Origin of the sequence: Candidatus Dorea massiliensis AP6 (assembly GCF_964245105.1) — a bacterium.
Taxonomy (GTDB): domain Bacteria; phylum Bacillota; class Clostridia; order Lachnospirales; family Lachnospiraceae; genus Laedolimicola; species Laedolimicola intestinihominis.
In genome coordinates this window covers 133,692-146,926 of sequence record NZ_CAXTKW010000008.1, presented here as the reverse complement: position 1 = coordinate 146,926, position 13,235 = coordinate 133,692, and the positions used below count along the sequence as shown (strand labels likewise).

Genomic DNA, 13,235 nt, shown 5'->3' with positions numbered 1-13,235 from the left:
CATGGCGGAACTGACACCCATGATGCAGCAGTACCTGAAGACCAAGGAGCAATACAAGGACTGCATACTATTCTATCGTCTGGGCGATTTTTATGAAATGTTTTTCGACGACGCGAAGATCGCGTCCCGGGAACTGGAACTGACATTAACAGGAAAGAGTTGTGGATTGGAGGAACGCGCACCTATGTGTGGCGTTCCTTATCATGCTGTAGAGGGATACTTAAACCGGCTGGTGTCCAGAGGCTATAAGGTGGCCATCTGCGAGCAAATAGAGGATCCGAAGGAAGCCAGGGGCCTGGTGGCCCGGGATGTGGTGCGCATCGTGACGCCGGGTACAAACTTAAGCACCGCCGATGAGACGAAGAATAATTATCTGATGTGTATTGTTTATCTGTCCGATCGTTACGGGATTTCCACAGCGGACATCACCACCGGCGATTATCTGGTGACCGAGGTGGATTCAGAGCGGAAGCTTTTGGATGAGATCAATAAATTTGCCCCTGCGGAGATCATCTGCAACGAGGCATTTTCCATGAGCGGCGTGGATCTGGAGGATCTGAAGTTCCGTCTGAATATCGCCCTTTACCCGTTGGAGTCATGGTATTTTGACGACGAATTATGTAAAAATACCCTGTTGGAGCATTTTCAGGCAGCAAATCTTGCGGGACTTGGCCTTACAGATTTAAGCTGCGGTATGATCGCAGCGGGCGCTCTGTTGAAATACCTTTATGAGACCCAGAAGCAGCCCCTGACCCATATGACCCACCTTAAAACCTATACCATCGGCAAATACATGATCATCGACAGCTCCAGCCGGAGAAATCTGGAGCTGACAGAGACCCTGCGGGAAAAGCTGAAGCGGGGCTCGCTTCTGTGGGTGCTGGATAAGACAAAGACCGCCATGGGGGCCAGAACCCTTCGGGGCATGGTGGAGCAGCCTCTCATTGACCGGGCGGAGATCGAGAAGCGCCATGCGGCTATCGAGGAGCTGAATCAGCATGTAATCAGTCGGGAAGAGCTGCGGGAATACATGAATCCCATCTATGATCTGGAGCGTCTGATTGGCCGTATCAGTTATAAGACGGCCAATCCCAGAGATATGATTGCGTTCCGGTCATCTCTGGAAATGCTGCCCCATATCCACACATTACTGGAAGATTTTTCCTCTCCGCTTCTCTGTGAGCTGCGGGAGGATCTGGATACGCTGACGGATATCCAGGCTATGATTGAAAAAGCTATTCAGGAGGATCCGCCCATCTCCATCCGGGACGGCGACATCATCAAGGACGGCTATCATGAGGATGTGGATCGCTTCCGGAAGGCCAAGACCGAGGGCAAGAGCTGGCTGGCAAAGCTGGAGGCCGAGGAGCGGGACAAGACAGGTATCAAAAATCTGAAAATCAAGTACAATAAAGTATTCGGTTATTATCTGGAGGTCACCAACTCCTACAAGGATATGGTTCCCGAGACCTGGATGCGCAAGCAGACCCTGACCAACGCGGAGCGCTATATTACGCCGGAGCTGAAGGAGCTGGAGGATACGATTCTGGGGGCCGAAGAGAAGCTGACAGCCCTGGAATACGGCCTGTTCTGCGAGCTGCGGGACAATATTGCTTCCCAGGTACTGCGGATTCAGAAGACTGCCAAGGCTGTGGCCATGGTGGATGTATTCGCGTCCCTGGCCTTCGTGGCGGAGCGGAATCATTTTGTGCGCCCGAAGATGAACGAAAAGGGAATCATCGACATCAAGGGTGGCCGCCATCCGGTAGTGGAGCAGATGATCGATAACGACATGTTCATTCCCAACGATACATATCTCGATAATAACGCCAAACGGATTTCCATCATCACCGGCCCGAATATGGCCGGAAAATCCACCTACATGCGCCAGGCGGCCCTCATCGTGCTGATGGCTCAGATCGGCAGCTTCGTTCCGGCGGACAGCGCGAAGATCGGCATCGTAGATCGGATTTTTACCCGTGTGGGCGCTTCCGACGACCTGGCTTCCGGACAGAGTACTTTTATGGTGGAAATGACAGAGGTGGCGAATATCTTACGGAACGCCACCGGCAACAGCCTTCTGATTCTCGACGAGATCGGAAGGGGAACCAGCACCTTCGACGGCCTGGCCATCGCCTGGGCGGTCATTGAATACATCAGCAATCCGAAGATTCTCGGGGCCAAGACCCTGTTCGCCACCCATTACCATGAGCTGACCGAGCTGGAGGGCTCCCTGGCGGGCGTGAATAACTACTGCATCGCCGTCAAGGAAAAGGGCGACGACATCGTGTTCCTGCGGAAAATCATCCGGGGCGGCGCGGACAAAAGCTACGGCATCCAGGTGGCCAAGCTGGCGGGCGTGCCTGAGCCGGTCATTGCCCGGGCAAAGGAGCTGGTGGAGGAGTTAAGCGAAGCGGATATTTCTCTGAAGCCGAAGGCCCTGCCGGTGGAAATGAGCATGGAGTCCGAGCAGATCTCCCTTTTCGATACGGTGAAGGACGACGATATCATTACCGAGATCCGGGACATGGATCTGGGTAATATGACGCCGCTGGACGCGCTCAATACCATCTATCGGCTGCAGAACAAGATTAAGAACAGGTGGTGATCGGATGGCAAATATTCAGGTACTGGATCAGAAAACAATCGATCAGATCGCGGCGGGAGAGGTTATCGAACGGCCCTCCTCCGTGGTCAAGGAGCTTGTGGAAAATTCCATCGACGCGGGGGCTACGGCGGTCACGGTGGAAATCCGGGACGGCGGCACCTCCTTTATCCGGGTGACTGACAATGGAAGCGGCATCGACCGCGACCAGGTGGCAGTTGCCTTTTTGCGCCATTCCACCAGTAAAATCCGGGTGGTGGAGGATCTGTTTCATGTGGCTTCTCTGGGATTCCGCGGTGAGGCCTTGTCTAGTATCGCGTCCATCGCCATGGTGGAGCTGATTACGAAGACCAGGGACGCGGACGCTGGCGTGCGCTATGTCATCGAGGGCGGAGCGGAGAAGAAGCTGGAGGATATGGCTGCGCCGGACGGCACCACCTTTCTGGTGCGGAGTCTCTTTTATAACACCCCGGCCAGGCGGAAGTTTCTAAAGTCCCCCATGACCGAGGCCGGTTATATCAGCGATCTGATGGAGCGTCTGGCTCTGTCCCGTCCTGACATTTCCTTCCAGTTCATCAACAATGGACAGACAAAGCTTCACACCTCGGGCAATCATAACCTGAAGGATGTGATTTACCATATCTATGGCCGGGAGATCGCGGCCAATCTGGCGGAGATCGACGCAGAGCAGGGGCCGGTGCGGATTACGGGCTTTATCGGGAAACCGGCGGTGTCCAGGGGAAACAGAGGATTTGAGAACTATTTTATCAATGGAAGATATATTAAGAGTAATGTGATCGCCCGGGGCATCGAAGAGGGCTATCGTACCTTCATGATGCAGCATAAGTACCCGTTTACGGCGCTGCATTTTACGATAGACGGCGGGCTCCTGGATGTGAATGTGCATCCGACGAAGATGGAGTTACGATTCTCTAACCAGGAGCAGCTGTACCGGTTCGTGAGAGAAACGGTGCATCAGGGGCTTATGGGACGGGAGCTGATTCCGGAGGTGAAGCTTAACGAAGACGAGCCTGTGAAGAAGGCGGAAGATAAGCCCGCTCTGGAAAATGAGATCAATCCGGTCAGCGCTTTGGCGCGGCAGGGAAGTGCGGCAGCTACGGCAAAACCGGAACCGGCTAAGCCCCAACAGCCTCAGGCAGCGCCGACCCCGCAGGAGCGGAATCTGGAATATTTTATGGCTCAGATGCGAAAGCGGGTCAACGCGGAATTTGAGGAGAAGAAGATAGCGAAGCAGGTAGAAGCGAAGCCAGTGCTGAAGGATGATCCGATCTTCAGTAATGAGGAGCTGGCGATGCTGGAGCCAAAGATAGAAAAACGGCAGCAGGAACAGCCGGTGGTACAGGCGGAAGAGAAAACACCTGTACCGGAGTGTGCTGTGGAGCCGGGGATTCTGCGGGAGGATGGCGTGTACCGGGTGACTCGGAAAGAGAACGAAGCCATGGAGACAACGGTTGTGGCTGCTCCAGAGCCGGAGCAGGCAGCCATGCTGGAAGCGGCGACAGTGAAAGCACCGAAAGCAGTCGATATCACCGCGCGGATAGAGAAGGCCCCGGACACAGCATATGAGCAGCAGGATCTCTTCGACCACCGACTCCTGAATCCCAAGACAAAATCCGACATTATCATCATTGGTCAGTTATTTGAAACTTACTGGCTGGTGCAGTTCGAAGATAAATTTTACATGATCGACCAGCATGCGGCTCACGAAAAGGTGCTCTACGAGCGCACGGTCAAAACGCTGGCGAACAAGGAAATTACGTCCCAGATGGTCAGCCCGCCCATGATCCTGACCCTGAATATGCAGGAGGCGGCGAAGCTTGCCGAATATCAGGACTATTTTCAGGAGCTGGGCTTCGAGATCGAGCCCTTCGGCGGCAAAGAATACGCGGTCAGCGCAGTTCCGGCCAATCTGTACGGGCTGGCGGAAAAAGACTTATTCATGGAGCTCTTAGACGATCTGGAATACGTCAGCGGAAAAAACACAGAGATGATTCTGGATAAGATCGCTTCCATGTCCTGCAAGGCTGCAGTCAAGGGTAACCAGCGCCTGTCCACGGCGGAGGCGAAGGAACTGATTGAGGAGCTTCTGACCCTCGATAATCCTTACAACTGCCCCCATGGACGGCCTACGATTATCTCCATGTCGAAGCAGGAGATTGAGAAGAAATTCAAGCGAATCGTGTAAAGATGGAAAAGATAGTAGTGCGATGTGACGGTAGTCTTGGAAGAAGTATTTACGGAGACAGAAGAGAAGCGTACAGACGCAAAAGGAGGATGAACCTGTGAAGGAAGAAAATGCGGGAACCCCTGCGGTTTCTATTATTATTCCTGTATACAATGCGGAAAACTTCCTGGCCCGCTGTGTAGACAGCGTGCTGGGGCAGGAATATACAGACTTTGAATTGCTTCTCATCGATGATGGAAGTAAAGACAAATCAGGAGCCATGTGTGACGCTTACGCAGCGTCTGATTCCCGCGTGTGTGTCTTCCATAAGGAAAACGCCGGCGTTTCAGCAGCCCGGAATCAGGCTCTGTCCGAGGCCCGGGGAACTTACATTCAGTTTCTGGACAGCGACGACTGGATGACGCCCGATTCCACCAAGCTTCTGGTGCGGGCGGCGGAAGAGAACGACTGCGATCTGGTCATCGCGGATTTCTACCGGGTGGTCGGCGAGCGGGTATCCCGGAAAGGTGATATCGAGGAAGAGGGCGTCATGAGCCCTGAAGAGTTTGCGGCCCATATGATGGAGAGCCCGGCGGATTACTATTACGGCGTGCTCTGGAATAAGCTGTATCGCCGTTCCATTATTGAGGAACATGCCCTTCGCATGAATGCGGAAATCAGCTGGTGCGAGGACTTTATGTTCAACCTGGAATACATCCGTTTCGCGGAGCGCATCACGGCCCTGCGCGCGCCCATCTACTACTATGTGAAGCGGAAAGGCTCTCTGGTCACCACCCAGGGAACCAGCCTGGCCAAGACCATTCAGATGAAGCTGGGCGTCTTTGAGTACTACCACAATTTCTATAAGCATGTGTGGAACGAGGAAGAATACGAGAAAAACCGTCTCCAACTCTACCGTTTCCTGGTGGACGCGGCCAGCGATGGCCTGGTGGGCATTCCGCTGCTGCCCGGCACCAAGAAGCTGGGCGACGAACGGGCGGGCGTCAGCGCTGCGGCTCTGGCGGGCGAGGGCATGCTTTCCGATCTTTACCGGGAGCGGAAGCTGATGCAGCGCTATCTGGAGGTGGCCGCCCTGAAAAATGATCTGACTGCGGTGGAGGCCTATCTGCTGCTGTGCCTGAACCATCAGGGCGATACGGTAAGTAAAAAAGAACTGGCGGATTTCGCGGGGGTATCCCGAAGCGCCCTGAGCATGCAGCTTCAGAAGCTGGTGCTGAGGGGGCTGATTAAGGTGGAGGACGTTCCGACGCCGAAGCCCGTGCGCCAGAAGAAGGAAAAAAGCAGGGAAAAAGACGAACTGGTGCGTAAGGCCCCGGAAAAACGGGTACGCGTCATGTTCCAGCCGGAGGCAGAGCCGATTTTAAGGGAGCTGGCGGCAGTCCAGCGGGACTACGACGAGGCCAGATTCGCAGGCTTCGAGGAAGAGGACCTGATTCAGTACGCCCGCCTGACCGAGAAAATGAAGCGGAACATGCAGAAAGTGCTTGCGCCTGTACACTAGAGTAAAAAAATGGAAGATAGAGGCAGATTCCATTTTTCAGAATAGACAAGGGGGAATCCACATGACCAAGAAAAAGCCGAAGGCCACCAACTGCGAGATGTGCGGCAACTACGTCTACGACGACGATTACGGCTACTACGTCTGCGAAATGGACCTGGACGAGGACGAAATGCGCCTCTTCATCCAGGGCAGCTTCCACGGCTGTCCCTATTTCCAGTACGGGGACGAGTACCGGATTGTGAGACATCAGATGTAAAAGAAAAGAAGATAGGGGAGCCAGGCAGATGAACGGAAATCGACTGGGGCGCTCACATCGATCCGGTCAGGCCCATACAGGATCTGATCATTTACGAGCTTCATGTCCGGGGCTTTACGAAGGACGCTTCTTCCGGCGTAAAAAATCCGGGAACCTTCGCCGGAATCCGGGAAAAAATTCCCTATCTGAAAGAGCTTGGAATACCGGCTTCATCCCAGATCCGCCGCAGTGTTTGTGGGCGTGAGACGAAACTAATACTGTATACTGATTTTTCGATACTGGCTTCTGGTGGTCACGGTCTCTTCCGTGGCGCAGAGCTTATCAGCGATGCAGAGAATCACGCTTTCCCGGTAGCGGGGGAGCGTAATGTTCAGCGGAAACATATGGCGGGCAATCATGTCGCGCTCGATTTTCCCAAGGGTAAAATCCCGGGACGCGTTGGCAAGCGCTTTTCCGGCGTGGAAGAAGCCGTGCCATCGGTGGCTCTTATCCGGCACATGCCAGTCGTAGAGAAAATAATCGTGGAGCAGCGCGCCCCGCACCAGGGCCCGCTCATCCACCCGGATACGCAGCCGGTCGGCCAGCCAGATACAGGTGCAGGCCACCGCGACCGAGTGGTCGAAGACGGATACATTTCCGTGCTGCATAAATTGTTTTTCCAGCTGCATGTTGGCGGAGGCGAGAATATCGCTTCCGTGCAACAGCAGCTTTTCTTTATATACAGAATCCTTCACAGGTTTTCCTTCCTTTACACAAAAGATTGATCGGACATTTCAGGGAAACTGTCCGGCTAATTGTCAGTATGCCACAGAAATCCTCTGTATACAAGGATAAAAGCGTTAAGTTTTTCTAAACAATCTCAAAACTGTATTGGGTTCAGTGATTCCAGCTCCGATGCAGCGCGTCCAGGGTCTTTATGGCCCGTACAGACATCTCTTCGGTCATCACCGGACTCTCGGTCAGCCCGGCCCGGATACAGCTAAGGGCATGCTCCAACTCATAACGCAGCTCGAAGTCGCAGGGATAGTCAAGCACTATAGGCTCCTGCCCCTTAAAATGCAGAATTGCCTGTCGGGCTTTCCAGTAATCCGGCAGCTCCACATAGCCCTTTTCCCCGTAGAGGTAGCCCACATGGACTGTATCCGCCGCCGTGCTGGTCTTGTTGGTGAAGATAAGGCCGTTGTCCATGCGCATCACCGCCGCAAACTGATTTTCCACCGGACTGTCTGCGCGGGTGCAGAGCCCGGTCTGCTCTGTTACAAAGGAATCGAAGAGATACTGCATCAGCTGCAGGCTGTAGCTGGCGTTGGAAAAGAGAGGTCCGCCTCCTTTGGAAGCGTCGAACATCCAGCTATTGTAACCGGCGTCAAAGGAGCTGGAAAAATCTGCCATAGTAATCCGCCCGAATTCACCGGCCTGAATGCGCCTTTTCAGCTCCTGCACCACCGGCAGAAAGACACATTTCTGCATCTCCATCACAAAAAGCCCTTTTTCCCGGGCCAGCATAAAAAGATCCCGCACCTCGGCCGGCTTCAGCGCGAAAGGCTTCTCACAGAATACATGCTTTCCCTGCTCCAGCGCAAGCCGCGCATAGCGGGCGTGCTCGCTGTTGATGGTCGCAATATAGACGATATCCACCAGATCCGAGGCAATCAGCTCCTCATAGCTGCCAAAAGCCTGCGGGATCCGCCAGAGCCGCGCCTTCTCAGCGGCCTTTTCCAGATTCCGCGAAGCGATAGCCGTCACCACACAGCCTTCCACAGTTCCTGCAGCGTTCACAAACCGCGGTACGATAGAGGCAGTACTCAAAATACCGATACGAAGAGGATTCATAAAAAACTCCTTTCCCGGAAAAATCCGATGTCACGTAAAAACAGGTCTATTTATAGGATAGAGGGTTGGAGAGTGAAAGTCAAGAATGGTATGGCAGTATTTTCTTTTGTGAATTCGTTAGAAGGCATTCATTCTTGAATTACCTTCATTCTGTGGTATACTTATAGGTATGAAAAGAATGGATAGAAACACGTTGATAAGAGATGAGGTAAATGAATGGAAGGGAATTGTCAAATCCCCACACCTTTACAATATGTGAAAATACTGCTGGATGACGTGTGCTATAGAGGACAGCTATATGGAAAACGGGTGTTGGAAAATTCATGTGGTGATGGGAATATTTTAGAAGAGATCATCGTTCGCTACATTGAGAGTGCAAAAAGAGAGAAGCGTTCGTCAGATGAGATACGGAATGGACTTGAGAGAGATATTTGTGCATATGAGATAGATGAAAAATGCATAAGACGATGTATAGACAGGTTAGACAAGACGGCAGAAAAATATGGAATTACCCAGGTGAACTGGAATGTCAGGAATGAAGATTTTCTTACGAAGCAACAGGAAGGAATCTATGACTTTATTATAGGAAATCCACCATACATTACATATCATGATATGAATGAAATGCAGAGGGAATTATTGAAAAAAAAGTATCGTACCTGTGCATATGGAAGATTTGATTATTGCTATGCATTTACGGAGGCGAGCATTTCAGATCTGGCGCCGGCGGGCAGGATGGCTTATTTGATTCCATATAGTATCATGACCAATAAATTTGCGCAAAGTCTGCGCGATTTTGCGTTGCCTTATGTCACAGAGATCCATGACTATAGTACGATATCGATATTTCCGGATGCAATTACATCATCAATTATCCTGATTTGTGAAAATGATAAACGGAAGCCGGAACTGGCAGACTATTATCTGGAGGCTGAAGGGCGGAAAATAGAAATCCGAAAAGCGGATTTAATGGGAAAAAAATGGACAATATCAGGAGAAACACCAGGAAATGCCCATAGATTTGGAGAATATTTTGAAGTGACAAACAGCGTGGCAACATTGCTGAACGAGGCGTTCGTCCTTAAAGAGTATGATTATCAGGAGCCTTATTATATAGTAGGAAAATACCGAATAGAAAAAGAACTTGTAAAGGATGCGGCAAGTACAAAGAGTTTAAATAAAAAAAGTGGGAAGAAGGATAAAATTATTTTCCCGTATCGTATGGAAACAGGCGAGGCTACAGGTTATACGGAAGAAGAATTCAAGAGATATTTTCCATACGCGATGTCATATATGAGACAATTTAAAAAGAGGCTGAAAGAGCGAAAAGCGGATAAAAATGCGCTCTGGTTTCAATACGGACGCAGTCAGGCAATTGGTCGGATACAAGGCGAAAAGCTGATTATGCCGATGGTTATCACAAAAAAGAATCATGTGTATCATGCGGGGGAGGACGCAGTACCGTATGCGGGCTATTTCATTAAATGCAAACCGGAAAGTGAGAAGAATTTAGAAGAAGCAAAAGAAATTCTGGAAAGCAGAGAATTTTATGAGCATGTAAAAGTACACGGTACCTCGACAACCCCGACTTCTTACCGGATTTCGGTGAATGATATTAAAAACTATGTGATAGATGCAGACTAAGTGCAGGAGGGATTTATGCCAAGAATTCCATTTAATGTAGATGCTTACACAGCAAGACTGATAGGCCGGGAAAACGTATCAAAGCTGGAAGGCGCTGTGATTGAACTGGTAAAGAATACATATGATGCGGATGCGAGCTGCTGCGTTCTTTATTATGATGAAACACAAAACGCACTTTATTTAGCAGATAATGGAAGCGGCATGACGGCGCAGACCATTCAGAATCACTGGATGACGATCGGACGTTCTTCAAAAAAAGGAAATTATATATCGGGGGAAGGACGCATTCAGACAGGTGAAAAGGGGATTGGTCGGTTTGCATTGGACAGAATTGCGGATAAATGCCAGATGCTGACAGGAACCCGGAATAGTAGTGGAAAATTATTATGGACGGTAGATTGGACGGCATTTTCGGAAGGAAGAAATATTACGGAAATCGGAGCGGAACTGGATGAGACATCGATGGGGTTCTCAGAATTTATCCAAAGCTGTAGTAATCCACAGGTACGCAGACTGATAGAGAAAAAATGGAGACAGAATGGTACAATATTTTTACTTACGGAATTGCGCGATGAATGGAATGAACAGTTGTTGCATGGCTTGAAAGAGAGCCTGGCGTCCCTGATTCCCTATGAACTGTCTTCTGTGTATAAGATCTATTGTTTTAATAATGAAACGACTATAGAGGACGCGGAAGTTTTCAGTGATCTGGAGGCGTTCTCTTATGACTATAAGATAGAGTTTCAGGTGTCAGATGAGCAGAAGCCGGTTTCTATTAAGCTTCTGAGAAATGAGTATGAATTTGGGCAGGATGAGGATAAGATCCTAAAGGAATTGGGATTGCAGAAAGAAAAAACGTATTTCCATGGAATTCCGCAGACGTTTGAAATCCCATTTGGTGAGATTGTGCCCGGAGTAGAAAAGACGCGGGAAAAGGCACTGGGGGCATTCAGCGGAGTGCTGTATTTCGCAAAACGGACGCAGACGAAAAAAGACAGAGAAAAATTTTATCAGAAGAGCATTGCGGGAAGAACCGATGTAAGAGATACCTTTGGCGGGATTAAGATTTACAGAGATAACTTTCGGGTGAGGCCGTATGGAGATCCGAAGACCTCAGCCTACGACTGGCTTCAGCTGTCCAGACGCCATTCACTTTCCCCGGCTGGTGTGGGCAGCAAAGGAAAGTGGACGGTCAATGCGGATCAGATGTTAGGATCGGTATTTATTTCCCGTATGAATGTAATGCTGCCGGATCAGTCAAATCGAGAAGGAATTATGGAGACCCCGGAGTTTCTTTTGCTTCAGGAGTTTTTACAGGGAATTTTGGGAATCCTGGAAAAAGATCGACAATATATAAGCAGAATTTTCAGCGATGACTATGATAAAAAGCATCCGGCAAAAAAAATCCAGGATGATATCAATCAGAAAGCAGCACAACAGAAGAAAGAGCGCGAAAAAGCGGAGGCGGAAGGAAAACAGAACCAGGCTCCTTCAGGAGAAACTGCTGTGGATGCGGAGCAGGCGAAGCAGGCTCTGGATGCGAAAGATGAGCAGATTGAAGAACTGGAAAATGAAAACAAGATGCTTCGTATGCTGGCCACGACAGGAATTGTCACAAATACCTGTATCCATGAATTTAAAACGTTGTCCCATAAACTGAATCTTAAGATTGTGATGGCGAAAGAGGCCCTGGAAAAAGACAAAGATATGGAAGAGGCGCTTTCTTATATAAATGAAGCGGATACTATTCGGGATGGATTTGACTCCTGGTTCCAGGTGACTATTGAGGCAGTAAAGAAGGATAAAAGAAAGCGGCGAAAAACAGATATAGCAGCTCTCTTTGTAAAAGGTATAGATTCCTGGAATAAAGTGCTGCAGTCCAAACATATAATAATAGAGTATGCAGGAAAAGAAAAGGAAGTATACCTCAGATGTTTTCCGTATGAAATGGAAACGATATTATCGAATCTGATTTCAAACAGTAAAGCTTCGTTTGAAAAAAAACGGGTAAAGGAAAAGAAGATAGAACTGAGTATTTCGGAAGATGAGGAATATATCCGAATAGATTATTCGGATACCGGAGCCGGTCTGTCCCCGGTTTATAAGATGAACCCGGATAAAACGCTGGAAGTATTTGAAACAGATAAAAGAGATGCTTCCGGACAGAAAATCGGTACCGGCATGGGATTGTGGATTGTTAAAAATACGGTCGATGATTACCAGGGAAAAATAGATTTATCCCGGAACACGACCGCAGAAACAGGCTACTATATAACGTTATATTTGAAAAAGTAGAGGTGCGTATGTATAGAATAGGAATGGTGGAGGATAGCGAAGAGCTTCTGGATGATTATATCAAGCGGATGAGAAGAGAGAAACTGGAACTTCTGATAGCGCCGGAAGGCAATATGGAGGCGGTGAAGAACTGGATCATAAAGGAGCATATCAAATGCCTGCTGATTGATCATCAATTATCGTCTAAATATGACTTTAATGGGACAGAATTCGCTTTTTATCTGAAAGACAAACTTCAGGGATTTCCGTATTTAATTATGACCAGTTATCCGGAGGATTCTGTGGATGAAAAACTGGTTGTGAAAAATGCAATATATGATCGGAAAATACTGGGTGCGCATGAAGAGGAATTTACGGAATTTTGTGAGCAGTTAAAGCAGATGACGGAGGTATATGACAATACGGTCCAAAGATATAAGGAACGATATGAAGCATTGCTTGAGAAAAAGAATTCTGAAAGCATGACAGGCGGGGAAGAAGAGGAATTAAAAAAGGTATTTAACATTTTAAAAGCCTATGGAGAAGTAGATGAAGTACCATCTGCGATGCTGGAAAGCGGGCTGAGTGAACGGGTGGATAAGCTTCTGGGAGAACTGGACAGATTATTAAAAAAATAAATCGGGGGAAATGCTGTGAGGGTGCATGGCGATAAAGTAATAAGACGCAGAAGCGGGCTTGAAAAGCGGGCAGATTATAAAGCATATCTGACAGAACTGCGAGAAGATTTTCAACATATGTGCGGATATTGCGGAAAAACAGAAGCGATCACGAAAAATAAGTTCGAGATTGACCATTTTGTGCCGAAAAATATGCGGAAGACAGAGTAAATGATTATACAAACCTTGTCTATGCCTGTTGGGTATGTAATCGCAAAAAGGCGGCAAAATGGCCATCG

General features: G+C 49.3%; 9 protein-coding genes and 1 pseudogene. 8 read left to right on the top strand and 2 right to left on the bottom strand.

Annotation, left to right across the window (positions count from 1 at the left end; all coding sequences use genetic code 11):
- Position 1: 1 nt before the first annotated feature.
- The 5 genes and pseudogenes from mutS to ACESZP_RS09955 all read left to right on the top strand — a co-directional run bounded on the left by mutS (position 2) and on the right by ACESZP_RS09955 (position 6,568).
- Positions 2-2,608 (top strand): DNA mismatch repair protein MutS, encoded by a 2,607-nt coding sequence (mutS, locus tag ACESZP_RS09975; protein WP_499708937.1) that lies wholly within the window; start codon positions 2-4, stop codon positions 2,606-2,608.
- Between the two features lie 4 nt (positions 2,609-2,612).
- Positions 2,613-4,811: a DNA mismatch repair endonuclease MutL gene (gene mutL, locus ACESZP_RS09970; RefSeq protein WP_499708936.1), complete on the top strand. Its 2,199-nt coding sequence runs from the start codon at positions 2,613-2,615 to the stop codon at positions 4,809-4,811.
- A 97-nt stretch (positions 4,812-4,908) separates the two neighbouring features.
- Positions 4,909-5,430, top strand: a pseudogene (locus ACESZP_RS09965) (glycosyltransferase family 2 protein); the annotation flags it as partial.
- A 393-nt stretch (positions 5,431-5,823) separates the two neighbouring features.
- Positions 5,824-6,312 carry a MarR family winged helix-turn-helix transcriptional regulator gene (locus tag ACESZP_RS09960; protein ID WP_499708951.1) on the top strand — a complete coding sequence of 163 codons (489 nt, stop codon included), beginning with the start codon at positions 5,824-5,826 and terminating at the stop codon, positions 6,310-6,312.
- 61 nt (positions 6,313-6,373) lie between these two features.
- Positions 6,374-6,568: a DUF6472 family protein gene (locus ACESZP_RS09955; RefSeq protein WP_178039742.1), complete on the top strand. Its 195-nt coding sequence runs from the start codon at positions 6,374-6,376 to the stop codon at positions 6,566-6,568.
- Positions 6,569-6,819: 251 nt separating this feature from the next.
- On the opposite strand, the gene ACESZP_RS09950 is transcribed toward ACESZP_RS09955, so the two are convergent.
- Positions 6,820-7,302, bottom strand: coding sequence for an HD domain-containing protein (locus tag ACESZP_RS09950; RefSeq protein WP_499708935.1), 483 nt, complete (start codon positions 7,300-7,302; stop codon positions 6,820-6,822).
- Positions 7,303-7,444: 142 nt separating this feature from the next.
- Entirely contained in the window at positions 7,445-8,401 is a 957-nt protein-coding gene (locus tag ACESZP_RS09945; RefSeq protein ID WP_499708934.1) for a Gfo/Idh/MocA family protein, read from the bottom strand.
- 216 nt (positions 8,402-8,617) lie between these two features.
- On the opposite strand from ACESZP_RS09945, the gene ACESZP_RS09940 reads away from it, so the two are divergent.
- The 3 genes from ACESZP_RS09940 to ACESZP_RS09930 are packed head-to-tail and all read left to right on the top strand — an operon-like array spanning position 8,618 to position 12,957.
- Complete coding sequence (locus ACESZP_RS09940; RefSeq protein ID WP_499708933.1) at positions 8,618-10,045, top strand: Eco57I restriction-modification methylase domain-containing protein; 1,428 nt, start codon at positions 8,618-8,620, stop codon at positions 10,043-10,045.
- Between the two features lie 15 nt (positions 10,046-10,060).
- Entirely contained in the window at positions 10,061-12,340 is a 2,280-nt protein-coding gene (locus tag ACESZP_RS09935; RefSeq protein WP_178039745.1) for an ATP-binding protein, read from the top strand.
- An 8-nt stretch (positions 12,341-12,348) separates the two neighbouring features.
- Complete coding sequence (locus tag ACESZP_RS09930; protein WP_499708932.1) at positions 12,349-12,957, top strand: hypothetical protein; 609 nt, start codon at positions 12,349-12,351, stop codon at positions 12,955-12,957.
- The last annotated feature ends 278 nt before the right edge of the window (positions 12,958-13,235 follow it).

Coding starts and splice junctions, on each gene's coding strand:
- ACESZP_RS09930 (WP_499708932.1), top strand. CDS start 12,349: ATGTATAGAATAGGAATGGTGGAGGATAGCGAAGAGCTTCTGGATGAT.
- ACESZP_RS09945 (WP_499708934.1), bottom strand. CDS start 8,401: ATGAATCCTCTTCGTATCGGTATTTTGAGTACTGCCTCTATCGTACCG.
- ACESZP_RS09940 (WP_499708933.1), top strand. CDS start 8,618: ATGGAAGGGAATTGTCAAATCCCCACACCTTTACAATATGTGAAAATA.
- ACESZP_RS09935 (WP_178039745.1), top strand. CDS start 10,061: ATGCCAAGAATTCCATTTAATGTAGATGCTTACACAGCAAGACTGATA.
- ACESZP_RS09955 (WP_178039742.1), top strand. CDS start 6,374: ATGACCAAGAAAAAGCCGAAGGCCACCAACTGCGAGATGTGCGGCAAC.
- mutL (WP_499708936.1), top strand. CDS start 2,613: ATGGCAAATATTCAGGTACTGGATCAGAAAACAATCGATCAGATCGCG.
- mutS (WP_499708937.1), top strand. CDS start 2: ATGGCGGAACTGACACCCATGATGCAGCAGTACCTGAAGACCAAGGAG.
- ACESZP_RS09960 (WP_499708951.1), top strand. CDS start 5,824: ATGCTTTCCGATCTTTACCGGGAGCGGAAGCTGATGCAGCGCTATCTG.